Source organism: Roseomonas elaeocarpi (assembly GCF_042433915.1).
Lineage (GTDB): Bacteria > Pseudomonadota > Alphaproteobacteria > Acetobacterales > Acetobacteraceae > Roseomonas > Roseomonas elaeocarpi.
The window spans coordinates 100,521-123,976 of sequence record NZ_JBHLUN010000008.1 but is presented as its reverse complement, the minus strand read 5'-3'; the positions used below and the strand labels follow the sequence as shown (position 1 = coordinate 123,976).

Here is a 23,456-nt window from a genome sequence, read left to right as displayed (position 1 = left end):
GTCCCCCTTGCCGCCGGAGCGCGACCCGGCGGGCCTGCCGTGCTGCCTCCTGACGCGGCCGGAACCCGGCGCGGCGGAAACGGCGGAACGGCTCCGGCGGCTGGGCTGGGTGCCGGTGCTGGCGCCGGCGCTGGTGCTGCGGCCGCGCCCCATTTCGCCGCCACCCGCCCAGGCGATCCTGCTGACCAGCCGTGCCGCCGCCCGTGCCCTGCGCGCGCAGTTCGGCGCGACGCCGGTGCTGGCAGTGGGCGAGGCCACGGCCGCGGAAGCGCGGGCCGCCGGTGCCACCGCGGTGCTGGCGGCGGCGGGCGATGCGGAGGCGCTGCTGCGGCTGGCGGCGGAACGTCTCGACCCGGCCGGCGGGCCGCTGCTGCTGGCGGTGGGGCAGGGCTACGGCACCGCGCTGGAGCACGGGCTGCGCGCTGGGGGATTTCGCGTCCTGCGCCGGGTGGTTTATGCCGCATCTCCGGCCGTGCAGCTTCCCGCCCCGGCGCTCGAGGCGCTTCGGGCCGGGCAGGTTTCCGCGGCCCTGTTCTTCTCGCCGCGGTCGGCCGGGGTCATTCTCGGCCTGCTGCGAGGATCGGGCCTGGAAGCCGTGGCAACCGGCATCCGGGCCTTGGCGTTGAGCGCGCGCGTCGCGTCGGTACTGGGGACTCTCGCCTGGCGGGATCTCCAGGTCGCGCCGCGTCTGGACCAGACCGCCTTGCTGGACCTCCTGGGTCCGCCTGGCCAACAAGGAGGGCCGCCCGCCCGATGAGCGACACCCCCGAGAACCAGCCGGTTCAGACCCCCGCCGCGGCACCGGCCGCGCCCCACCCGGCCCCGAACCCGTCCGCGGCGAACCAGGGGAGCGGCACCCAGTCCGCCGGTACGCAGTCGGGCGGAGCCCAGGCCGCCGGAACTCAGTCCGCGCCCGGCACCGTCGGCGCCGCGCCGGGCGTCCGGCTGGGCAGCGGCCTGCCGCCCTCGCCCCCGGCGCGGCGCTTCGACCCGGCCGTGCTGGCGATCGTGGCCGGCGTGGTGGTGCTGGGCGGCGCGCTCGCCTTCCTGTTCCTGAACAACCCCAACGCGGCACCATCGGCCGAAAGCACGCGCTCGCTCGTGGTGGCGCTGCAGAAGCGGGTGGACCAGCTGGAGGCCGCCAATATCGGCGGGCTGCAGGCCAAGCTCGAGGCCGACGAGACGCGCATGGCGGCGCTGGAAAAGGCGGCGCAGGAACTCGCCTCCCGCCCGCCGGGCGACCCTACCAACAAGCCGGCGATCGAGGCGCTGGGCGCGCGGCTGGACGGCATCGACACGCGCGAGGCCACGGCCTCCAAGCGGGTGGATGACAGCCTCGCCGCGCTGGAAGCCGACCTGACGCAGCGCCGGCAGGCCCAGGAAGCCCGCCGCGTCGAAACCGAGAAGCAGGTGTCGGATCGCCTCAGCGCCATCGAGAACAATGCCGGGCAGGCCGCGCGCGAGAACACGCAGCGCATTGCCGCGGTGGAAGGCCGGGTGGGCGAGGTCGAGAATCGCGCCGCCGCCCGCGCCGCCGAGGCCGAGCGCAACCTGAGCCAGCGCATCGCCGACGCCGAGAAGCAGATCGCCCAGCGCGTCGCCGATGCCGAGGCCGCCATCGCGCCGCGCCTCGCGGCCCTCGACCAGACCATCGCGCAGCGGGTCGATGCCGCGACGCAGCAGATGGACAAGCGGGTGGCCGAGCAGAACGCCGCGCTGGACACGCGCCTGGCCACCTTCGACCAGCGCGTGCAGCAGGCCGAGAGCGCCGAACGGCGCGTGGGCTTCCTGGCGGCGCGCGGCGCGATCCAGTCGGCGCTGGAAGCCGGGCGGCCGCTGAAGACGGCGCTTGGCAACCTGCCCGGCACGGCACCCGCGGCGCTGACCCGCTACGCCGATGCCGCACCGCCGACCGAGGCCTCGCTGCGGCTGAGCTTCGAGGACGCCGCCCGCGCCGCGCGCGCCGCCGCCGAGCCGCAGGGCCAGGGCGCGATGGACTCCGCCCTGGCACGCATCCAGGGCCTCGTGACCGTGCGCCGCGGCGATCAGGTCGTGGTGGGCGACACCGTGTCCGGCACGCTGGAGCGGGCGCGCCGGGCACTGGATGCCGGCGACCTCGCCAAGGCGGTGGCCGAGCTCGACACCATGGGCCCGCAGCCCAAGGCCGCGATGCAGAACTGGCTGGACCAGGCGCAGGGCCTCCTTTCGGCACAGGTGGCGCTGCGTGACCTCAGCGCGCAGGACGGCGGCACGGCGCCCGCCACTGCAACGCCCTCCGGTGCGGCCCCCTCCGGCACGGCGCCAGCCGGCGCGACCCGTTCGGGGAGCGGCGGCTGATGCTTCGCGCCATCTGGCTGCTGATCGTCCTCGCGGTCAGCATCGCCTTTGCCTGGTACCTTCGCGCCATCGGCGGCGCGATCGAGATGCGGGTCGGCGACTGGTTCGTGTCGCTGCCGCTCTGGGTCATGCTGGTCTTCTTGGTGGTGGGCTTCGTGGTGCTCCATGGGCTGCTGCGCGGCTGGTCCGCCCTGCGGTCCTGGCCGTCTCGCATCCGCGCCCGCCGCGCCGCCCGCCACCGCGCGGAAGGCGACGCCGCGGTGACGCGGACGCTGCTGGCGCTGTCGGCCGGCGCCTCGGACCAGGCGCGCATCGAGGTGCGCCGGGCCCGCAAGCTGCTGGGCGACACGCCGCACACGCTGCTGCTGACCGCCGAGGCGGAGCGGCAGGCGGGGCGCGAGGAGGCCGCCAACGAGGCCTTCCGCGCCCTGGCGGAGCGCGACGACGCCCGCTTCCTGGGCCTGCGCGGCCTGCTGCGCTCGGCCATGCAGCGCGAGGACTGGCCGGAAGCGCAGCGCCTGGCACGCGAGGCCGAGGCCGCCCAGCCCGGCGCCGCCTGGCTGCGGGAAGAGCGCGCGCGCCTCGCCCTGCGCACGCATGACTGGAGCGAGGCCCTGGCCCTCAAGGCGCCGGGCCTGTCGGAAGCCGCGCTGGCGCTGGCCGCCTCGGAAACCGAGGGCGACGAGGACCGCCGCGCCGAGCTGGAGCGCCGCGCCTTCCAGGCCGACCCGGGCTTCACCCCGGCGGCGCTGGCCCATGCCCGCCAGCTTCGTGCCAGCGGCAACGAGCGGCGCGCGCGCACCGTCCTTCAGGAAGCCTGGAAGGCGGCGCCGCATCCCGAGATCGCGATGACCTACCTCGAGGGCGTGCGCGACGTGCTGGAGCGCGTGAAGGGGGCTGAAACCCTGGTGCAGTCGCAGCGCACCCATCCGGAAAGCCGGCTCCTGCTCGGGCGCGAGGCCACGGGGGCGCTGCTGGTCGGCCGCGCCCGGGCCGAGCTGGAGGAACTGGTGGCCAGCGGCGAGGCGGATCGCCGCGCCTTCCTGGCGCTGGTGGACCTAGAGCGGACCGAGCAGGGCGACACGCCCGCCGGTCGCGCCGCGGAGGCCAAGTGGCTCCGCGCCGCCACCGCCGCCCCGCCCGAGCCGCACTGGCAGTGCGGGCAGTGCGGCACGGTGCACCTGAACTGGGCGCCCGTTTGCGGCCACTGCGGCACCACCGGCCGCATCGCCTGGACCGGACGGCAGGGCGGGTCGCAGGCCGTGTTCGTGGCGGAAAAGGTCTGACACGGGAGTTGCCGGGGTGGCCAAGGGCGGCTAGATAGCGCCCGCGGCCACCCGCGGCGCGCCGACGTAGCTCAGCGGTAGAGCAACTGATTCGTAATCAGTAGGTCCCCGGTTCAATCCCGGGCGTCGGCACCATTTCCTTTCAATGACTTACGGGCTTTCGCTAGGCGCTTTCCACACCCCCGCAATGCTTCGGGGTTTCAGTGGGGTTTCAGCGTCGCTCCGTCACTCCCCCGCTTGCCTGCTGCCGCGTCTCTTCCATCTGGAGCGAATCGGGCCATGCCCCTCGTCGGCTGCTTGCCAGGGGTTTGAGGGCACGCCATGCCTCCGGCGACTGCAGAGCTTCGAGCCGGTCGTTTAGCTCAGAGTAGAGCCTGACTTCTGGTGAAGGCCGCCCGATAGCGTAAGGTCCGGTTCCATGCGGCCCGCGCGCCAGTATTCGCCTATGAGGTTAATCCCGCCGATGACCGGTAAGCTGCACACCATTGGTTACGAGGGTACTGAGCTAAGCGACTTCCTGAGCACCCTCAGAGGCGCTGGTGTGTCGTTGGTGATCGATGTGCGAGCCGTTTCCGTCTCGCGGCGCTCTGGCTTCTCCAAAACTGCGTTGAGCAACGCGCTTGCTGAAGCCGGAATCAATTATCGGCATCTCCGGGATCTAGGCGACCCAAAGCCAGGGCGAGAGGCGGCACGGGAGGGCCGACTGCGTGATTTCGAGCGCATCTACTCGACCCATCTCAAGACTCCCTCAGCACAGGGTGCTTTGAAGGAAGCCACGAAGCTCGCAGTGGAAGAGAAGGCTTGCCTGCTCTGTTACGAGGCTCAACCATTCGGCTGTCACCGCACGATCGTCGCGCAGGCAGTTAGGAAAGCATCCGGGCTTGGTATCGACCACCTCTTCCCAGCCACCAAGCAAAACAAGGCCGGCAAGCGGGCCGTTGTTGGGGGAGCGGGAAAACGTCCTCATGCTGGTGAAGGCGCTCCCACGGCCTAGCAGGAAGTATCAGGAAACAGTTTGCTGTGCCGGCGTGACAGAGGCAGGTGAGTGGCGGCGTCTATTCCCTGTTCGCTTCCGGCAACTCACCCAGACTCAGCAGTTCGACCGGTGGCAGTGGGTCAGCTACGGAGCGCGGCGCCCGAGTGACGATCGCCGTATGGAGAGTCGTCGTATTGAGGAGAACACTCTCCGCACCGGGACCAAGGAGCCAGCACGCAGCCGCCTGCAGCGGCTGCTGCCGCTCCTGAGAGCTTCAACAAATGAGGCAGCTGCTCGCAATGAGAGTCTTACCCTCCTTGAGCCCTCTGAACTGCAACTGCGGGCACGAAGAAAGCCGATTGCCGCAATCAACGCTGAGCTTGAGCGCTATCGAGAGGCCGCAAGGCAAGGATCACTCCTTGATCCTGGCTTAGCTGAGATGAAGCCATGCCCGTTTGCAGTGCAAATCACCTTTAAGGATGATGACGGCAACGGGCACTCGCCCCTATGCGGTGACTGGGAAACTAGCGCGGCCTTTTTTAACCTCGCTCGCGGTATGAGCGAGCACGGCGTCATCGAGCATCTTCGTAAGGCTTACACCGAGCGCTCATCGGAGAAGCGCATCTTCTTGGCGCTGGGTACGGTGAAGGCCCGCCCTAGTCAGTGGCTGTTACTCGGCGTACTGCGGGTCACTGAGCCGAAGATCGTCGTGCAGCGGCAATTCACGCTCGCATTCTAAAGGTGAAATCCATCTGGATGTTCCCATTCGAGATCCAGAGCATCAATCGTCGCCGAAGATCCGAATTGTACGTCTACCATTCGGCGATCCAGTCGTTCAGCATCTTAACGGCGACGGCGAAGTCTCTCCCTTCACTGGGGCCGCCTCTATGAACGATGCCAATGACCGTGTTGTCGCTGTTTAGGAGAGGGCCGCCAGACAAACCTTGAGTAAGTTTCTGTGACACCTCTATTAATTCGACTGCTCTTTTGGTGGGCAGTGAATTTACCTTCCCCTCTCGGATATTTAGTCGATCACCTGGGCCAAAGCCTGGGTAACCAATGGCAGTTGTTTCATCGCCAACCTTCGCGGGTTTGCTTGAGCGTTCGAGGGCGAAGTACTCAGTTTCTGGAATGGTATGGTGCAGGACTGCTAGGTCGCGGTGGTCGTCGATATTACCTATCGTAACTTCGAACTTATTGGCAGGCTTGCTCGGATGGTAGACAAGCACCTGTTCTTCCCCACTAACGCAGTGCGCTGCAGTAACTAGACCCACATCTTTGAGAAAGAACGCACTGCCCTGTGTCTCCGTCACCGTGCTTTCTACTACCCACACAGCACGGTCCCGAATCTCAGCAGCAGTTGGTGCTACCTCAATCTTGCGGTCAGGAAAGCTGGCGTTGAAGCGGACCGCAATTGATCGAAACACGGGATCAGTCTGCCCTCGGATGAATCTAAGCCAACTAATTTTTCCTTCAAGATGCGCGCGCAGGCTGGAGGTGCCACCGTGATCTTTCTCATATTTCTCCTGTGCGCCTCCCACTCCTAATTTCTCTACGGAGTAAAGCGTAGCACGAAGATTTCTAACGTAGCGTCGGTCGACGTTGAGTAGCTCGTTGATTTTGAGGCCGGTCACCATTCGCTGTGAATGTCGGTCAGCGTAGTGTGCTTTATTGGGGTTTATGGTGAAACCGTTATTGATGAAGATTTTTCCGAGCGCCGGGATGAGAAGGTCGGGCGAGAAATGTCCGGCTTGGGGAACCGGCCCTTCGAACAGCGTTGTGAGAGGTTGGTAACTTGAAAACGTAACGTCATCTGCGTACCGAGTGTAAATGCAACGAGTGCCCTTTGCGAAAGCAAGAAGCTCCTTGTCCATGCGGAAGCATATCATATTAGATAGTACAGGGCTGGTTGGAGCGCCTTGAGGTAGCTGCTTGTTGAAACAGCAGATGATGGCAATTACGCTTGCCACATCGTGACCTACGCCAAGAGATTGGAGAACGCCAATGACGCGGTTTTCGGTGATTGAAGGAAAGAAGTCTTTGAGGTCTACATTTAGTATAAAACGCTTGTTGAGATGTGCCGATGCATTACTTTTAACTGATTTGTCGGCCACAAAGCCATGTACCGGACGCCGTACTCTATAAAGCTGGTCGAGTAGACGAAGTATCCGGCGCTGCAGATGTTTGAGGCGTTCATCCGGAGCATGAATGACTCGGACTTTCCCCGGACCTTTCGCGAGATTGAATTCTTGATACATGCGATGGCGGAACCACCGAATTTTCTTCAACTCCTCAGCTGAGACGCCAAGGTAGGCGAGAAGTGCCATTGCACTGACCATCTCTGGTGGTAGTGAACTTCGCACAACGGGGATGCCGAAGAACCACCCTGGCACGAGGTCTCCCTTCCAATCACGCCAGGTGTCACGAATGACGTGGCGCGCACGTTTCTGCGCAGACATTAACTCTTACGCCGCAGTTACTACAGCGCGTATGCGAGGGGAGACCTCGTAAGAAGATGTTAGCAGCTTGTATGTGGGCGATCCAGCCCACTGCCTAACGTTCGAAGAAGGCTGCGCCATCGTGAATGAGAATTGCTCTATGATTTTCCACAGGCTGCTTGCTCAGGACGAGAGCTACCTCATCCCGACCGGGCCGGCCGGGCTGGTGGCGATCGAGGCGCTACAGGTCGCGGTGCCGCCCAGGGCGGTGCCAGACGGCGAGGAACAGCGCACGACATCGCACCGGGAACAGTGGGCTCTCGTGGCGCTGCTGAAGGCAGCGCACGCGGCTGAGCCAAGCATCTTCCCCATGAGCATCGCCCGCAGCGAGTCGCCGGACTTCCTAGCCGTGTCAGGCGCAGCCGGCCGCGCCTTGGCGGTCGAATGCACGGAGGCGACCAGCCGCGAGTTCCAGAAGGAGTTAAGCCGGCAGGCTGAGGAAGACTTGCTAGCGCCGGCTAGGGTTCGCTCTCACGATGACGGCTACGTTGGCAACGCGGCGGAACTCGAATGGGTGGGCGAGGTCCGAGCGGCGATTGAGCGGAAGCTGAAGCCCACAGTCTGGGCCAATGCGCCGGCGGGCTCTGCCCGCTGGATCTTGCTCTACGACGGCACCCGGGCCGCCATTCACGTCGAGGACAGCTTCAAGGCGGCTGTGCTCGCGGATGAGTTCCAAGCGGCTCACGAGCGGATGCCGGAATTGCGCCTCTTGGCGCTGGTATCCGGCCGTTCGTCCCTCCCCATCGGAGGAAGCCTGAGCGACTGAGAATTGTCGCAGCCGTCGGTACGGGATTGGCGGCGGTTCAGGTGCCTGCGAGGCTACTAGATCAATAGGAAGCGACTCGCCATGCGTCTCTTTGTTCCACCGATTGATGTTGGCCCTGAGGAAGGCTTCACGCCCCAGAAAGATTTGTTTGGTCGTGCAGCTGTCGGTGAGGGTCTCACTCACTTGGTCTCGACTGTCACCGATCCGCTTGTGATTGCCGTAGATGGCAAGTGGGGCAGTGGCAAGTCGACGTTCCTCCGCATGTGGATGGGCGAACTTCGTAAGGTAGGCTTTCCCGATATCCATTTCGACGCGTTCGAAAATGATTACTTCGATGACGCATTCACCGCTCTCGCAGGGGAGATCATAGGCCTCGCGGAAGAGAAACGAAAGGAGGCGTCAACGAAAGCCAAAAGGTTTAAAGACACGGCAGTTGAGGTTTCGAAAGTTCTTGCTCGAAGCGGCCTGCGTTTGGGTGTGAGGGTGCTGACGGCGGGAGCAGTTGATGGTTCTGTCATTGATGCCATGGAGAAAGATGTCGCCGCAGAAGCAAGTGGCGTGGTTGATAAATTGATTGGAGAGAAGCTGACACAGCAGAAAGATCAGAAGGCCACAATAGCCAGCTTCAAATCGGCCCTCAGTGACCTGCCTTCACTACTTACTAACGAAGTCGAAGTGGCATCGAGTGATGAGGGGTCGATCGGCAAGCGCAAGAAGGACAAACCACTTATCATCGTCATCGACGAACTCGACCGTTGTAAGCCCCTTTTTGCATTGCAGATCCTAGAGCGAGCTAAGCACCTTTTCTCCGTTCAGAACGTGCATTTTGTGCTGGGTACCCATCTGGGGCAGCTCAGTAATTCTGTGCAGATTGCTTACGGGCTACAAACCGATGCGAACATGTACCTGCAGAAGTTCATTCACTTCTCCATCACCCTTGAGCGCGCATATGCAGATGGAGGAGATGGTGAGAGGCGGAAGTTCATCGATTGGCTTATAAGGCAGCACCAATTCGAAAGCTCGGATCGCAATCTCGTTCATACCATAACGAACTACCTCATTGCTCTGGCTGACAAGTTGAATTTAGGTTTGCGTGACATCGAAAGAATTGTCAGTTCGATCGCACTTACGTTGGCTTGCTCCAGCGAGCCTGAATACCGACCAGCCTCTCTCATTTGCGCTCTTTGTGTCTTAAAGGTAAAGTTTCCGGAACTCTACGCCAAAGCAAAGGTCGGTGACCTAAGCTTTGGTGAAGTTCAGAGCGCGCTCCAATTGAAAAATAGCTGGGGGGAGGAGAGAAGGCGCGTGAGAGAGGTGCTGGTCGAGTACTTCGAAGCTATGTTACTTCCTGACAGTGAGGCGGCACGAAATGTTCGCTTCCCAGATAATTTAGCCTTTCATGGGATCACCCGGGCTTCTCTTTTGCCCTATCTAACGAACGGACTAATCGACCGTATGAGACCGGCGTGAGGAGGGTTGCCTAATTGCTGACGGCTATTTCCTAGCCCAGCTTGGAACTGGGATCGTACAACTTCCTCCATTCTTCCATGGTCGCGCAGGTCGCGCGGCTCTCAACCACCGCGACCGGACCTTGCCAGCCCGTCCGCTGCCGGTGGCGGCGGAGGGCGACGTGCAATTGTCGGGGCGTCAGCGGCCCGTCCAGCAGCAGGAACCGCGCACCGCCGCTCGCCTTGCCGGCGGCGGCTTCAAGGCGGGCTAGGCGGCCCTTCAGGATGTGCGTCACGACGTGGACTCCTTCAGCCGGACTTCGAGGGCTTCGAGGCGCGCCACTAGGTCGGGCATCTCCGCAACGCGCTGACGGGCCTCCACCAGCTTCACCAGGGCCTCAGCTTCCTCGGGGGTGATCGTGCCCGTGGTGGTGGCCTTCAGGATCGCGTCCACGGCCTTCGTCGCGCCGTTCTTCGCCCCCAGCGATGGCAAGGACAGCACCACCGGCCGGCCTCGGCGGGCCGGCCAGCACCGGGCGAGGATCAGCCCGGCGGCTTGAGCATCACCCTGTCGTGCCCGGGCGAGTAGGGCGCGCAGAACCTCTGCCGCCTCACCCTCCGCCACCGCGTCCAACATCACGGTGGCCTTGTTCCGCGATCCGGCAGGGCGGCCAGCCGGATTGCCCGACCGGCCGGGCGTGAACCGCCCGGCGCCCTCTTTTCCGCCTGAACTAGCAGGCTTGCGCGGGGTCGCCATTCGTCAGCCCGGCCCGATAATTTCGATGGCAGGAGGCGGTGGCGGCGGTGGCGCCTCGGGATGTGGCCGGCCTGCCCGCTGAGCCTCAATCACCGCCTTCACTCGCGCTGCCTCGGCTCGCTGGATCTCCGCATCCAGCAACTTTTCGGCACGGGCGATGGCGCCAGTGCTTTCAGTTAAAGCCGCGATCTGGGGCGAGGACATAGGCTTAAGCGTGTCCTCGCCCCAGATGCTCAGGCCAGGACCGCCGGGATTTGCCGCATCGCTCGGAAGCCGGAACTGCGCCCAGAACTCGACCGGCAGCGCTCCGCAATCGGTTGCAAGTTCCAGGGCCTTCAGAGAGGCCAACGCAGCAATTAAGGGCCGTGTCGCCTTTTCGTAGCCTGCCCGGAGCCGGCCCCACTCCGCACGCAATAGCGCCTGCTGCTCGGCGGCGGCGGCCGGAAGCGCAGCCTCGATCTGCGCCGCCGCTGCCGGAAATGCAGCCCTGAGCGATCGCGCCAGCCGGCCAGCCCGGGCGTGCGCCTCGCGCGCGGCCTGGAACGCCGCCTCGCCCCCCTCAGGATCAACTGCAATCGCGCCCTCAGCCGCTGCCATCGCCTTCGCTGCTGCCGCCTCGTCGGCTTCGGCCCGGGCGGTCCCGCGCAGCAGTTCGCTATGCCGATCAAGGGCGGCGCTCAGGGCCGCCAGCGCCCCGCCGGTGGCGGCGGGGCTCTCATACTTTGCGGAGATCATCTCAGGTTTCCTCAAATGGATGCCGCGACAGCGCGGCGGATCAGGTCGGCAGCAGCGGAGTTCAGCGCGGCGGCTCGGCCGGCTTCGCTCGCAACGTCGGCGGCCTCGCAGGCAGCACCGGGCAGCGCGCGCCGCACCGCCTCGCGGCGGGCGGCCTCATCCCTCAGCCGCATCGCGTCAGCCAACTGGTCCAGGGCGGGCCGCCGCTCGGCGTAGCGCGTGCGAAGGGCAACAGCCGGGGCGCTCACCGGCTGCCTTTCGCCGCAGCCGCGCGGCGCCGTGCATCGCGGATCAGCGGGTGCTCGGCAGCCTTTCGCACGGGTTCGGGCGCTGTTCCCGTAGCCGCCAGCGCCGCGCGCCGCAGCGGATGCAGCGCCGGCGTGCCGTTGGCTTTCTCGACCACCTGCGGCGAAGGGGTGGCGCCCCGCGCGGCTAACTGCCGGTCCACCCCAGCCGCCAAAGCCGCCAGTTCTGCGCGTTGGGCATCGCCAGAGGCAGAGGCGAGCAGCGCCCGGGCTTGGCGGCCCATCTCGCGCAACTGCGCAAGCTCTGCATCTGCGCTGGTGAGCGCCTTCGGTGCCGCTGCTGGCGGAATCGCTGGGCGTCGAGACTCGCCGGCTGCCTTGCGGATGGGCGCCGGCGGCACGGTGAAGCCTGCCTTGGCGATCCTGGCTTCGACGCGGGCGACGTGCAGGCCGGCCTCATGGTGCGCGTGCCTCGCCGCGACTAGCCGCGCACGAAGGGTCTCGGAGGTGGCCGGCGGCTTCGCTGTTTTTGCGACCGCCTGCCGCTGAGCCGGACTTTCGAGGCGAGAAAGGGCAGCGCTCAGAGCCGCTGGGGTGGGAAGGGCCATGGTAGGCTCCTGCGTGACGCCACCGGCAAAAGCGCCGGTAGCGGGATTGGTGGGTGGCGCGGCTAGGCGCCGCGCCGGTTGAGGGGCGCGCTTCAATGGAAAAGCACCCCTTGGTTTGGGTCGTCGCGGATCGTCAGCGCAGCGTCAGCAGTGCCTCGCTTCGCCCTGCTGCCACGGCCCCGAACCTGACCGGCAGCCGGCTCCGCGCCAGCGGTGGCCGGCGGCTGCGGCGGCGGCGGGGCCTCCGCCTCCATTTCGATCCGCCCGCCGGACGCTGGCGCGCCGGCAGGCTCTGCCTCCGGATGGGCGGTGGGGGGCGGGAACGCGGGAACATGGGAACCCGTCCTCAGGGACGGGGTTCCCAATGTTCCTTGTTCCCTGCCGCCTCCCGAAACTTGGTTTCCTCCATGTTCCCGAGTGTTCCCAACGGGTTCCTGCATGTTCCCGCATGTTCCCTGGGCCATGGTGATGACACCCTCCCGCAAGGTCAGGCGGCCAAGGTCGGCAAGCGTCGCGAGTGTCCTGCGCACGACCATGCGGGCGGTTTTCGTGCTTTCGCTGGTGGTCACCCCGCGAGCGACAGCCTCGGCAAGCACCGCCTCAACACCTACCGTCCCGCCGGCGGCGAGGTCGTGAACCACCGCCAGAACACGGCTTTGTTGTGCGGGCAGCGGCTTTTCACGGCGAGCCGGCGCGCCAGCGGCCGGCACGGCCACGGCGGCAGTGATCGCGCCTCCTACGGCGTCGTGGCCGACCGTCTCGACCTCGATGCGAAAGCCGGCGCACCAGGATGTGTCGTAGTCGCGGGCTTTCGAGATCCACAGTTTTCGGTGGCCGTCTTCGCCGGCGGTGATGTTCAGCACGATATCGGCGCCGGCTTGCTGGCTGATGCTCCCGATCGGCGAAGTCGAGCCTTCAGCTTTGGCGCTGTGATGCAGCACGAGAACAGCGGCGCCCTCAGAGGCAATGCCAGCGAGAATGCGCATGGCGCGGCCGGCATCCCGTAGATCCAGCAGGTCCAGCCCAGCGAGGGCGGCCAGAGCGGTGTCCACAACCAGCAACCCAGCGCCAAGCGCCCGAATTTTGGCACGCAACGCGGCGACCTCATCGGCGTCGGTGAGATTTCCGGGGCCGCCCCAGAGATACACAGGGGCGGCGCCGTCGCGCTGCCTTCGGGCCACGAGGCGTCGTTGCATCGATTTCCGCGCTTCGGCGGCAACAATCATCACCGGGGCCGCTGCGCAACGCTGGCCCAGGAAAGGCGAGCCCGACGCGACGCGATGGGCCAGGAGGACGGCCAGTGCGGACTTGCCAGCATTTGGTGCGCCGACAAGAAACCCAACCGCGCCCTGGTCCAGCAGTCCGGCAACGATGCCGTCGCCGTCGCAGTCCTCCAGGGCCAGATCGGCCAGCGGCGTGGCGGTGAAGGTCACGTGCGCGGCTCGGTTCCGGCAGGAGCGCGGAAGGTGGCGCTGGGCAAGCGATCGAGCCATGCCGCGAAGCTGGCACCGTCGATCAACGTCCGGCGGCCGCATTTTTGAGCGGAGAAATCGCCCCTCGCGAGAGCGCGATAAAGAGAAGCACGCGACAATCCAGACGTGCCGCAAGCAGCTGGCACGGTGAGTCTGAGCGGTAGCGCTGAAGCATTCAAAGGGCGCACGGCCGTTCCTCTTTCGTTCGGACGGCCGGGCATATGCTTTTGGCGCCGTCGCTTAGCAAGCGAAAGGCGCTCTGAGACGTCGGGAAACCACCGGATTTATTCGCAACCTATTGCGATTTACTGCGCAGGAAATCGCAATTACTTGCGTGTTGCTTGTGCCCTTTTTCGTATTGAAAAGGAAACGAACCGCCGCCTAAGCCTTGGCCGTCCTGTGGAAATCCACGGACTGCGACTCGGGCTTGGGCGGCCTTGGCGGCCGCCCTGCCTTTCATCGGATTCTCTCATCACAAGGTCGCGAGGTTGGGGGTTAGCTGGCGGCGGACCGCAACGGCACAACCTCGGCGCCACCGGCGCGGATGCCGTCGAGCAAGTCTGCGAGCTGCTGAAGTGCTGCCCGGACCTCGTCCCGATAGCGCGCGCGGTTATACGTCGCGGCTAAGTCGCTGTGGATTGCGCTGTGGTTCAGCGCGCTTTCGACCACGTGCGGAGGGTGCCCAAGCTCGCCCAGCAGCGTCGCGCCCGAACGGCGCAAATCATGTCGCGTCCATCCTGACGTGTTGCTGGCGGCCTGGATGCGCTTTGTGTGCCGATCGGTGTTGCCTAGTGGCGCGCCGGTGCGGGTGGCGAACACCAAGGCGCCGGCAGCCGCGCTGGCGGGCTTCCACGCGGCCAGCAGCGCCACCGCCTGCCGGGGCAGTGGCACCTTGTGATCCGTGCCATTCTTCGTGGCTCGGAAGGTTGCGGTGGCAGCTTCTAGGTCCACGTCGGCCCAGGTCAGGCTCAGAACTTCGGAGCGCCGGCCCAGCGTCAGCAGCATCATCGAATGCGCCCGGCTGTACGCATCCGTTCCTGCGTCCAGCACGGCCAGGATCGCCCGCAATTCCTCCCGCGTGAGAACCCGGTCACGGCGCTTCACGGCTGCCGGCGGTTCCAGCAAGGCGAGGTCACGGGCGCATAGCTTGCGCTTGCCCGCCCAGGACAAGATGGGCCTGACGTAGCGTACGGCAGCAGCGGCGCTCTGCTGCGCCGGGTGGGCATCGGCCGTGAACTGCAATTCCTCGGGCTTCAGCGTCAGCAGCGGCTTGTCGAGGAAGGCGGCAAAGACGTGCTCCACCCGGCGGCGGGCGTCGGGCCAGGACTTCAGGGCGCCACCGGGGCCGATGACACGGGGAGGGGGCGGCTCGCCTTCGGCAGCCGGCTTCAGGCGGCCGCCGTAAATGTCCAGCAGCCCGCGCAAGGTGCCGATGCCAGCCTTTGCATCCTGCCCGGCCTGACGCGCCCGGCGCTTCTCGGCTGAAGGATCAGCGCCCTGCTCGACAGCCGCGCGCATGGCGCGCGCGGCCTCCCTGGCAGCGGCAATGCCCATATCAGGGAAGGCGCCCAGCGAGTGCCGCTTCATGGTGCCGTGGCCATCTCTGAGGGCCAGCGACCATGTGGCGGTGGCGACGCTGCTGCGCTTCGACGGGGGCGAGATGCGGATGCGCAGACCGGGATGCCCGGCGTCCACAAGCTCAACCCGGCCGGTGTTGACGGCATCCTTGATCGCCCGGTTGAGGCTTGCCTCGGTCAACTTCAGCGCCACCGCCGCCATCCCTTCCGGCCCCCTCAGGGGCTCACTGGGGTTTCACTGGGGTTTCAGCAACGCTGCGTTCCCCAGGTGCGTCACGCGACGCTCTGAGACAGAGATAAGCGCGTCATTCCCCGAAAAAGCAAGATGAGACCGTAGGTTAGGGGTGCGTCTGGGAACGGTGTGAGACACTAGGCGACGGTGGCGAAACTGGCTGACGCAGGTATTCGTAATCAGTAGGTCCCCGGTTCAATCCCGGGCGTCGGCACCATTTCCCCCGAATGGGGGTGCAGGGCGGCTTCCCCACACCATTCTCACCCGGATTAATCCGTAGGCGCCGCGCGGCAACCGCCAGCGCGCACGCTCGACGCTTTGCCGCCGCGGTCGGGGTTGATAGCCTCGCGGCATGCCGCAGTTCCGAGGCCAGAACTACGCAGCCTTCCTGTTCGACATGGACGGGACGATGGTGGACTCCTCCGTCGTGGTGGAGCGTGTCTGGCGGGAATGGGCCGAGCGGCACGGGGTTGATCCGGCAACGGTGCTGGCGGCCTGTCACGGCGTGCGAAGCGAGGATCTGGTGAAACGCTTCGCTCCCACGGGCATCGAGGTGTCCGGGGAGGTGGCCGTCATCCTCGCCGCCGAGGTCGCAGACATCGAGGGCGTTGTCCCGGTCGAGGGCATTGGCGCGCTGATCGAAAGCCTCGATCCGGGCCGCTGGGCGGTTGTCACCTCCGCACCGCGGCAACTGGCCGAGGTCAGGCTCAGGGCCGCCGGGATCCCGCTTCCGAAGGTCCTGATCGCGGCCGAGGATGTCGAGCGCGGGAAGCCCGACCCGCAGGGCTTCCAGAAGGCTGCAGCGCTGCTCGGCGTGCCGGTGACCGCGTGCCTTGTCTTCGAGGACTCGCACGCGGGGATCGCCGCGGCGAAGGCGGCGGGCGCCCAGGTCGCGATCGTCGGAAAACTGGCAGCCGAGGTCGAGGGGCACCACGCTCTCGTCGATTATCGCTGAGGCGGATCGGGCGGGCGGAGTTCCGGCGCCGCGGCCAGGAGATCGCGGCGGCAGGGAGACCGAGAACCCGAAGGTGGAACCAAGAGGGCGTGCCATCGCCGGCGGACCGCGGGCCAGGCCCGACCATGCCCCGCCCGATCACCAGTACCGCGACCAGGCGGACTCCCTCGACACGCGAGTTCACGAGCGTGATCCCGAAGCACCAGACGGGCCCGCGTCACCGCATCGCCACGCCGCGGGATTCTTTCCGCAACACCCTGAAGCATCGAGCGTTCGAGGAACCATGCTCGCAGCGTCCTTTATCCAGCGCGGCCCCAAGAACCCGTCCGAGGAGGGCGGGGGAGGGAGCGTCAGCGGCGAGAATGCCCTGGTCCTGCGGAGGCTGCGCCCCGGCCTCGACCCGATCGCGCGGGGCCACGTGGCCACTGCCGGAATCCGTCCAGCCAAGTGTGGGCAGAGGCGGGTCCGGTGAACTTCCAGGGCCTCTTCGACGCCTCTCCTAACGCCTACCTCGTGCTGAACCGGCAGTTCCGCGTCGTAGGCGCGAACCGTGCCTGCCTCGCCAGCCTCGGGCGGGAACTGGCCGAGATCCTGGGCCATCCGGCCTGGGAGGCTATCGGGGCGGAGGCCGAGGCATCGCGGCAGCTGGCGGCCTCCTGCGAGCGCGTTATCCGCACGAGAGGCCCGGACACCACCGCCCCGCTGCGCCTCGACGGGCCTGGGTCGGGCGGGGGTGGCGCCGGTGAGCACCGATGGAGCATCACCAATGCGCCGGTGCTCGACCGGAACGGCGAGGTCGAGCTGATCCTCCTGCACCTGGCCGACACGGCCGGTTCGCAGCATCCGCAGGGCTCGGCGGAGCGAACCGGGACCGCGCCGGTGGCGGAGCCTGCCCCGGCCTCCGAATACATGTCCGGTCAGGCGCGGGACGACGGCGGGAACGACCCGGCACCGGTCTCCGGGAGCGACCGGCTGGATGAAATGTTCCGGCGGGCGCCGGGCTTCATGGCCCTGCTCAGCGGGCGCGACCACCGGTTCGAGCTGGCGAATCCGGGCTACGCGCGCCTCGTCGGGCATCGGACGGTGATCGGCAGGACAGTGGCCGAGGCGCTGCCCGACGCGGTGGAACAGGGCTACCTCGCACTGCTGGATCAGGTCTTCACCAGCGGCGAGGCCCATGGCGCGCGCGGCGCCCGCTACGTCGTCCGCACCTCTCCCGACGCGCCGGCCGACGAGCGCTACCTCGATTTCGTGTTCCAGCCCCTGCGGGACCGGCAGGGCCGCGTCACCGGCATCTTCGTCGAAGGCATGGATGTCACCGACCGCGTCGTGGGCGAGGCCGCGCTGCGCGACAGCGAGGCGCGCCTGGCCGCGCTGGTGCGTGCCTCGGCCGAGGTGCTTTATTCCATGAGCGCGGACTGGGGCGAGATGCGCCAGCTGCGCGGCGGGGGCTTCCTGGCCGATACCACCACCGCCAATCCCAGCTGGCTGGGTGACTACATCCCGGTCGAGGAGCAGCCGCGCGTCAGGGCAGCCATTCAGGAGGCCGTCCGAACCAAGACACTGTTCCACCTGGAGCACAGGGTCCGCCGCGGTGATGGCACGATAGGCTGGACGCTGAGCCGCGCCGTTCCGCTGCTCGACGCGGCGGGGGAGATCACGGAATGGTTCGGGGCGGCAAGCGACGTCACTGCCCGCCGCGAGGCCGAGGAAGCGCTGCGCCGCCTGAACGAAACGCTCGAGGAGCAGGTCGCCGCACGCTCGCGCCGGCTGATGGCGATCGAGGAGCGGCTGCGCCAAAGCCAGAAGATGGAGGCCATCGGCCAGCTCACCGGCGGCCTCGCCCACGACGTGAACAACATGCTCCAGGGGATCGGCGGCGCCATCGAGCTGATGCGCAAGCGCGTCGAGGCCGCCGCCTCATGGAGATGTCGCGCCTGTTCCGTGCGGCCCAGGACGGCGTGGACCGCGCTGCCGCCCTGACCCACGGATTGCTGGCCTTCGCCCGCCGCGGGCGGCTCGACCCCAGGCCGGTCGTCCTCGACGAAGTCGTGGCGGGCATGGCCGAACTCATGCGCCGCACCGTCGGCCCGGACATCGAGGTGCAGCTGCAGCTGGCCGACGGCATCTGGACCGCCCGGATTGATCCGGGCGCGCTGGAAAGTGCCCTGCTGAACCTCGCGATCAATGCCCGCGACGCGATGCCCGACGGCGGGCGCCTCACCTTCGCCACGCAGGAAATGGCGGTGCCGGCTAGTGATCTGGGCGAGGACGAAGGGGTCGAGCCGGGCGACTTCCTGCTGGTGTCGGTGACCGACACCGGTGAGGGCATGTCGCCCGAGCTGCTGGCCCGCGTCCTCGAGCCCTTCTTCACCACCAAGCCCATCGGCAAGGGCACGGGCCTCGGCCTGTCCCAGACTTACGGCTTCGTGCGGCAGTCCGGCGGCTTCCTGCGAATCGAGAGTGAGCCGGGCCGGGGCACGACGGTGCGGCTCTTTCTGCCAAGGGCCGACGTGGTTCCGGCGGGCCAGGACGTGCCAGCTGCGGCAGGCGATACCCCTGCGACGGCGCCCGGAGAATCGAGGCGGCACACGATCCTCCTGGTGGAAGACGAGCCCGCGGTGCGGGCGCTCGCTGCCGAAACCCTCCGGGAACGCGGCTACGTGGTGCTGGAAGCGGCGGACGGCCCGTCGGGCCTCGCGGCCCTCGCGCCGCCCGCGCGGGTGGACCTGCTCCTCACCGATGTGGGGCTGCCCGGCCTCAACGGCCGCCAACTGGCCGACGCGGCGCGGGAGATGCGGCCGATGCTGCCGGTCCTGTTCATCACCGGCTACGCGGGCATGGCGCTCAACAACGGCCTGCCGCCCGGCATGGCCGCGGTCGCCAAGCCTTTCTCGCTGGACGACCTCGCCGACAAGGTGGCGGCGATGCTCGTGCGGGAAAGCAGCCCGGCCGCCTCGTGACGTTTCCTGCCGGAACACGGGCGAACCGGGCGGGGGATCCGGCATCCATCCTCGCAGGGCGTTGATGACGTGCCGTGCCGCAGGATGGCGCGGCGGCGCACCGGAACCTCCATCTGCCGGACGGCCGCCGCGCGGCGACCCGGCCCTCGATCAGGAGCAAGCGAATGTCTGCCTCGGAAAGCCCCGTCTGGTTCATCACCGGCTGTTCCACCGGCTTCGGGCGCGAGCTCGCCCAGGCGGTGCTGGCGCGCGGCTGGCGCGCCGTGGTCACCGCGCGCGACGCCGCGCGGGTTGCGGACCTCGCGGCCGGGGCCGGCGACCACGCGCTGGCGCTCAGCCTCGACGTCACCGATGCCGAGCAGGTCGCCACGGCGGTGGAGGTCGCGGAGTCGCGCTTCGGCCGGATCGACGTGCTGGTGAACAATGCCGGCTACGGCTACCAGGCCTCGGTCGAGGAAGGCGAGGAGCGCGAGATCCGCGCGCAGTTCGACGCCAACGTCTTCGGCCTGTTCGCCATGACCCGCGCGGTGCTGCCGGGCATGCGGGCGCGGCGCCGGGGACATGTCGTCAACATCACCTCGGTCGCGGGCTTCATCGGCTTTCCGGGCTCGGGCTACTACGCCGCCACCAAGCACGCGGTGGAAGGCTTCTCCGACGCGCTGGCGGCGGAAGGCGCGCCGCTGAACATCCGCGTCACCTGCGTGGAGCCCGGCCCCTTCCGCACCGACTGGGCGGGACGTTCCCTGCGGCAAACGCCCAACCGCATCGCCGACTACGCCGACACCGCCGGCGCACGGCTGCGCGGCACCAGCGAAGTCAGCGGCAAGCAGCCCGGCGATCCGGCGCGCGCGGCCGAGGCGATGATCCGCATCACGGAAGAAGCCTCGCCGCCGCGCCACCTCGTGCTCGGCAATTTCGGCGTGGATCGGGTGACCGAGAAGCTGCGCGAGCGCCTGGCGGAGGTGGAGCGCTGGAGCGATCTCGGCCGTTCCACCGACTTCCCCGCGGGAGAGTGACGGTGGCCGGCGCGATCGGGCCGAGCCGCTTCCTGCGCGGCTTCACCCTGCACGACGTCGAAACGCCCGAGGTCCGCCTCCGCGCCGCGGTGGGCGGCAGCGGGCCGCCGCTGCTGCTGCTGCACGGGCATCCGCAAACGCATTCGACCTGGAACAAGGTCGCGCCGGCACTGGCGGAGCGCTTCACCGTGGTGGCGGCCGACCTGCGCGGCTACGGCGACAGCGGCCGGCCGGAGGGCGGCGAGGGGCACCGCAACTACAGCAAGCGCGCCATGGCGGCGGATCAGGTGGCGCTGATGCGGGCGCTCGGCTTCGAGCGCTTTCGGCTGGTGGGCCACGACCGCGGCGGCCGCGTGGCGCACCGGCTGGCGCTGGATCATCCGCAGGCGCTGGAGAAGCTGGCGGTGCTCGACATCGCGCCCACCGCCACGATGTACGCCCGCACCGACAAGGAATTCGCCACCCGCTACTTCTGGTGGTTCTTCCTGATCCAGCCGGCGCCCTTGCCCGAGCACATGATCGGCGCCGATCCGGAGTTCTTCCTGCGCAAGCATATCGACGGGCAGCTCAAGACACCCGGTGCCACCAGCGAGGAGCTCTTCGCGGAATACCTGCGCTGCTACCGCGACCCGGCGATGCGCCACGCCGCCTGCGAGGACTACCGCGCCGCCGCGACGATCGACCTGGAGCACGACGCCGCCGACGCGGAGCGGCGCATCGAGGCGCCGCTGCTGGCGCTGTGGGGTGCCAAGGGGACGGTGGGCGCGCTCTACGACGTGCTGGAAACCTGGCGCGAGAAGGCGCGCGACGTCCGCGGTCAGCCGCTGCCCTGCGGCCACAGCCCGCAGGAAGAGGTGCCGGAGGACACGCTGCGGGCGCTGCTCGACTTCCTGTGACGCCCGGGTCCGGCGGGGACCCGGCGCCTCACCACCAGCCGTGCTGTTCGGCGCTGCGCAGCGCGTCGTCGAGCGGCGGGAGCTCCCGGTGCCAGAGCCGTTCCCACTCCAGGCTCAGGAGGCCGGTGTAGCCGTCGCGGCGCAGCACGGCGTTCAGCGCCGCCATCGGGAACTCGCCCTCGCCGGGCAGCACGTAGCTGTAGGGCAGGCGGGGTCCCGGCTGGCTGACGCTGTCCTTGACGTGGATGTGCGACACGTGCGGGTGGAGGCACTGCCAAACGTCCAGCGGGTTGGCGCCGCCCTTGCGCCAGGTGTGGTGGCTGTCCCACAGCAGCGGGCAGTCCGCCACGAGGCGGCAGAAGCGCTCCAGCGCGGCCAAGGTGACGAGGCTGTCGTGCGTCTCGATGTTGATGTCCACGATCCAGCCGTTCTTGGCACGCAGCTCCCGCCACCAGTCCAGCGTCCGCAGCGCTTCCTCGAACTCCGCCGCGTCGGCCTCGCGGCCGCCATCGAAGAGACGCAGCGTGCGCACGCCGGCCGCTTCCGCCCAGGGCACGATGCGCAGGAAATCCTCGCGATCCTCCGGCGTGTTGCCGATCAGGCGCAGCGAGGTGCCGATCGCCACCATGCGCGACGGCTTGTCCCGCAGGGCCGCGGCCAAGCCGGCGGGCGTGCCGTAGCGCTCGGCGAAGATCTTCGGCAGGTCCGTGCTGCCCGAGAGCGCCCGCACCTCCACGGTCGGGATGCCGTGATTGGCGGCGAGCTGCAGGGTGCCGTCGAGGTCGAGCTCGGCGCAGCCCAGGGTAGAGAAGCAGCGGACCGGCCGCCGCATGCTCGTGCGGGACATGGTCATGACCCCTGCCAACCCGTGGCGCCGCGCCGTGCCGGAAGCGCATGAGAACCGGTCCTGCGGCACCAACAGCTCGCCCAGACCCGGAGATGGGGAAGGCTCGGCTGAAGGTTTAGCACCGTCTTCATATTCCTGTCCCGTGCGACTCGATGGTCTCCCGGAAGCCCGGCACCGGGCCAGATTCCCATTCCCGGCGCAGCTTATGAAATTGTCTGGCAATCAGGTCAAACAAGTCCGTTATGCAGAACGGACTGATTTTCAACGGATTAGCCCGATCCCACAATGTTCGATGACGTACGAAGGATCGGGGCCCGACCCATTGCCGCCCGCCGCTCCGCTCCCCACGCTTCCGTAGGAATGGCAGCGGGACGCCGCGCACCTTCGGCGACGGTCCCGTGCGGCATGCCGGCCATCGCCTGGGGCTCACGGATCGCCGCTGCCCGGATCTCAGCAGGAGCGACCAATCCCATGGCCCGTTCGCGGCAGCTTCGCCTCGGCGCCTTCATGCGCCCCACCACCATCCACACCGGCGCGTGGCGCTATCCCGGCGCCGCGCCCGACAGCAACTTCAACCTCGCGCTGCTCGCGCGCTTCGCCCAGACCCTGGAGCGCGGGCGTTTCGACGCCTTCTTCATGGCTGACCACTTGGCAGTGCTGAACATGCCGGTGGAGGCGCTGAAGCGGTCGCACACGGCCACTTCCTTCGACCCGCTGACGCTGCTGCCGGCGCTGGCCATGGTGACGGAGCGGCTGGGCCTCGTCGCCACCGCTTCCACCACCTTCGAGCCGCCCTACACCATCGCGCGCCGCCTCGCCTCGCTCGACCACCTCAGCGGAGGGCGCGCGGGTTGGAACCTGGTGACCACCGCCAATCCCGACGCCGCGCTGAACTTCGGCATGACGGAACAGCCCGCCCATGCCGACCGCTATCGCCGCGCGCGCGAGTTCTTTGACGTGGTGACGGGGCTCTGGGACAGCTGGGCCGACGACGCCTTCGTCCGCGACGTGGAAAGCGGCGTCTTCTTCGAGCCTGAGCGGATGCACGTGCTGAACCACGAAGGCCCGTCGCTGCGGGTGCGCGGGCCGCTCAACATCGCGCGGCCGGTGCAGGGCTGGCCGGTGGTGGTGCAGGCGGGTTCCTCGGAGGACGGGCGGCAGCTGGCTGCGGAAACCGCCGAGGTGGTCTTCGCGGCGCCCGGCAACCTCGTGGAAGGGCAGCGCTTCTACGCCGACGTGAAGGGGCGGATGCAGCAGCTGGGCCGCGATCCGGACCACATGAAGATCCTGCCGGCCGCCTTCGTGGTGGTGGGCGACACGGCGGAGGAAGCGCGGGCGATCCGCGCGAAGCTCGACAGCCTCGTGCACTACGACAGCGCGATCGCCTCGCTCTCGATCGCGTTGGGCACGGATGCGCGGGACTTCGACCCCGATGGGCCGCTGCCGGAGATCCCCGAAACCAATGCGAGCAAGAGCGGTCGCGAGCGCGCGATCCGCACCGCACGGGAAGAAGGGCTGACGGTGCGGCAGCTGGCGCAGCGCATGGGCGGCTATGCCGGGCTGGCCATGGTGGGCACCGCGGCCACGATCGCCGACACCATGGAGGAATGGCTGGAAACACGCGGCAGCGACGGCTTCAACATCATGTTCTCGCACGTGCCGGGCGGGTTGGACGACTTCGTGAACAAGGTTGTGCCGGAACTGCAGCGGCGCGGGCTGTTCCGCCGCGAATACGAGGGCCGCACCCTGCGCGAGAACCTGGGCCTGCCGCGCCCCGCGAACCGCTTCTTCCCGTAAGCTTCGCGCAACCGGGCCGCGACGCCCTTGTGCCGGGCAGGGCGG

Annotated in this window: 22 protein-coding genes, 2 tRNA genes and 1 pseudogene; 15 read left to right on the top strand and 10 right to left on the bottom strand. The window is 67.6% G+C overall.

Annotated elements, in window-relative coordinates; translation table 11 throughout:
- Positions 1–7 precede the first annotated feature (7 nt).
- The 6 genes from ACFFGY_RS12000 (at position 8) to ACFFGY_RS11975 (ending at position 5,338) form a co-directional block, all read left to right on the top strand.
- Positions 8–757, top strand: coding sequence for a uroporphyrinogen-III synthase (locus tag ACFFGY_RS12000; RefSeq protein ID WP_377044734.1), 750 nt, complete (start codon positions 8–10; stop codon positions 755–757).
- A complete protein-coding gene (locus tag ACFFGY_RS11995; RefSeq protein ID WP_377044733.1) occupies positions 754–2,337 on the top strand; it encodes a COG4223 family protein in 1,584 nt (527 codons plus the stop codon). The genes ACFFGY_RS12000 and ACFFGY_RS11995 overlap by 4 nt, the downstream gene beginning before the upstream one ends.
- A complete protein-coding gene (locus ACFFGY_RS11990) occupies positions 2,337–3,623 on the top strand; it encodes a heme biosynthesis HemY N-terminal domain-containing protein (protein ID WP_377044732.1) in 1,287 nt (428 codons plus the stop codon). Before ACFFGY_RS11995 ends, ACFFGY_RS11990 begins: the two co-directional genes overlap by 1 nt.
- Before the next feature lie 60 nt (positions 3,624–3,683).
- Positions 3,684–3,758 (top strand) — tRNA-Thr (locus ACFFGY_RS11985).
- A gap of 328 nt (positions 3,759–4,086) precedes the next feature.
- Positions 4,087–4,617, top strand: coding sequence for a DUF488 domain-containing protein (locus ACFFGY_RS11980; RefSeq protein WP_377044731.1), 531 nt, complete (start codon positions 4,087–4,089; stop codon positions 4,615–4,617).
- Positions 4,589–5,338: a hypothetical protein gene (locus tag ACFFGY_RS11975; RefSeq protein ID WP_377044730.1), complete on the top strand. Its 750-nt coding sequence runs from the start codon at positions 4,589–4,591 to the stop codon at positions 5,336–5,338. Before ACFFGY_RS11980 ends, ACFFGY_RS11975 begins: the two co-directional genes overlap by 29 nt.
- A gap of 73 nt (positions 5,339–5,411) precedes the next feature.
- Here ACFFGY_RS11975 and ACFFGY_RS11970 read toward each other — a convergent pair whose 3' ends face one another.
- Positions 5,412–6,926 (bottom strand): reverse transcriptase domain-containing protein, encoded by a 1,515-nt coding sequence (locus ACFFGY_RS11970; RefSeq protein ID WP_377044729.1) that lies wholly within the window; start codon positions 6,924–6,926, stop codon positions 5,412–5,414.
- 271 nt (positions 6,927–7,197) lie between these two features.
- Between ACFFGY_RS11970 and ACFFGY_RS11965 the strand changes: the two genes are divergently transcribed.
- A complete protein-coding gene (locus ACFFGY_RS11965) occupies positions 7,198–7,863 on the top strand; it encodes a hypothetical protein (protein ID WP_377044728.1) in 666 nt (221 codons plus the stop codon).
- Between the two features lie 81 nt (positions 7,864–7,944).
- On the top strand, positions 7,945–9,333 hold the full coding sequence (locus ACFFGY_RS11960; RefSeq protein WP_377044727.1) for a KAP family P-loop NTPase fold protein: 1,389 nt from the start codon (positions 7,945–7,947) through the stop codon (positions 9,331–9,333).
- A 31-nt stretch (positions 9,334–9,364) separates the two neighbouring features.
- Here ACFFGY_RS11960 and ACFFGY_RS11955 read toward each other — a convergent pair whose 3' ends face one another.
- The 8 genes and pseudogenes from ACFFGY_RS11955 to ACFFGY_RS11920 form a co-directional block, all read right to left on the bottom strand.
- The gene (locus ACFFGY_RS11955) at positions 9,365–9,607 is read right to left on the bottom strand and encodes a hypothetical protein (RefSeq protein WP_377044726.1); all 243 of its coding nucleotides are present in this window, start codon (positions 9,605–9,607) and stop codon (positions 9,365–9,367) included.
- The gene (locus tag ACFFGY_RS11950; protein WP_377044725.1) at positions 9,604–10,068 is read right to left on the bottom strand and encodes a DUF5681 domain-containing protein; all 465 of its coding nucleotides are present in this window, start codon (positions 10,066–10,068) and stop codon (positions 9,604–9,606) included. The genes ACFFGY_RS11955 and ACFFGY_RS11950 overlap by 4 nt, the downstream gene beginning before the upstream one ends.
- Before the next feature lie 3 nt (positions 10,069–10,071).
- Entirely contained in the window at positions 10,072–10,803 is a 732-nt protein-coding gene (locus ACFFGY_RS11945; RefSeq protein WP_377044724.1) for a hypothetical protein, read from the bottom strand.
- Between the two features lie 11 nt (positions 10,804–10,814).
- Positions 10,815–11,051: a hypothetical protein gene (locus ACFFGY_RS11940; protein ID WP_377044723.1), complete on the bottom strand. Its 237-nt coding sequence runs from the start codon at positions 11,049–11,051 to the stop codon at positions 10,815–10,817.
- Entirely contained in the window at positions 11,048–11,656 is a 609-nt protein-coding gene (locus ACFFGY_RS11935) for a hypothetical protein (RefSeq protein ID WP_377044722.1), read from the bottom strand. Before ACFFGY_RS11935 ends, ACFFGY_RS11940 begins: the two co-directional genes overlap by 4 nt.
- 92 nt (positions 11,657–11,748) lie before the next feature.
- Positions 11,749–13,089, bottom strand: a complete 1,341-nt coding sequence (locus ACFFGY_RS11930) for an AAA family ATPase (protein WP_377044721.1) — start codon at positions 13,087–13,089, stop codon at positions 11,749–11,751.
- Entirely contained in the window at positions 13,086–13,349 is a 264-nt protein-coding gene (locus ACFFGY_RS11925; RefSeq protein WP_377044720.1) for a helix-turn-helix domain-containing protein, read from the bottom strand. The genes ACFFGY_RS11930 and ACFFGY_RS11925 overlap by 4 nt, the downstream gene beginning before the upstream one ends.
- A gap of 445 nt (positions 13,350–13,794) precedes the next feature.
- Positions 13,795–14,907: pseudogene (locus tag ACFFGY_RS11920) on the bottom strand (tyrosine-type recombinase/integrase); the annotation flags it as partial.
- Between the two features lie 170 nt (positions 14,908–15,077).
- Between ACFFGY_RS11920 and ACFFGY_RS11915 the strand changes: the two are divergent.
- The 6 genes from ACFFGY_RS11915 to ACFFGY_RS11890 all read left to right on the top strand — a co-directional run bounded on the left by ACFFGY_RS11915 (position 15,078) and on the right by ACFFGY_RS11890 (position 20,767).
- Positions 15,078–15,154 (top strand) — tRNA-OTHER (locus tag ACFFGY_RS11915).
- A 135-nt stretch (positions 15,155–15,289) separates the two neighbouring features.
- Complete coding sequence (locus ACFFGY_RS11910) at positions 15,290–15,892, top strand: HAD-IA family hydrolase (protein ID WP_377044719.1); 603 nt, start codon at positions 15,290–15,292, stop codon at positions 15,890–15,892.
- Positions 15,893–16,360: 468 nt separating this feature from the next.
- A complete protein-coding gene (locus ACFFGY_RS11905) occupies positions 16,361–17,875 on the top strand; it encodes a PAS domain-containing protein (protein WP_377044718.1) in 1,515 nt (504 codons plus the stop codon).
- The gene (locus ACFFGY_RS11900) at positions 17,815–18,855 is read left to right on the top strand and encodes an ATP-binding protein (protein ID WP_377044717.1); all 1,041 of its coding nucleotides are present in this window, start codon (positions 17,815–17,817) and stop codon (positions 18,853–18,855) included. Before ACFFGY_RS11905 ends, ACFFGY_RS11900 begins: the two co-directional genes overlap by 61 nt.
- Positions 18,856–19,019: 164 nt before the next feature.
- Positions 19,020–19,871, top strand: a complete 852-nt coding sequence (locus ACFFGY_RS11895; protein ID WP_377044716.1) for an oxidoreductase — start codon at positions 19,020–19,022, stop codon at positions 19,869–19,871.
- A gap of 2 nt (positions 19,872–19,873) precedes the next feature.
- Positions 19,874–20,767: an alpha/beta fold hydrolase gene (locus ACFFGY_RS11890; RefSeq protein WP_377044715.1), complete on the top strand. Its 894-nt coding sequence runs from the start codon at positions 19,874–19,876 to the stop codon at positions 20,765–20,767.
- A 28-nt stretch (positions 20,768–20,795) separates the two neighbouring features.
- On the opposite strand, the gene ACFFGY_RS11885 is transcribed toward ACFFGY_RS11890, so the two are convergent.
- Positions 20,796–21,614: a sugar phosphate isomerase/epimerase family protein gene (locus ACFFGY_RS11885; RefSeq protein WP_377044714.1), complete on the bottom strand. Its 819-nt coding sequence runs from the start codon at positions 21,612–21,614 to the stop codon at positions 20,796–20,798.
- Positions 21,615–22,085: 471 nt separating this feature from the next.
- Here ACFFGY_RS11885 and ACFFGY_RS11880 point away from each other — a divergent pair, with 471 nt between their 5' ends.
- Positions 22,086–23,411: an LLM class flavin-dependent oxidoreductase gene (locus tag ACFFGY_RS11880; RefSeq protein ID WP_377044713.1), complete on the top strand. Its 1,326-nt coding sequence runs from the start codon at positions 22,086–22,088 to the stop codon at positions 23,409–23,411.
- Positions 23,412–23,456: the final 45 nt, after the last annotated feature.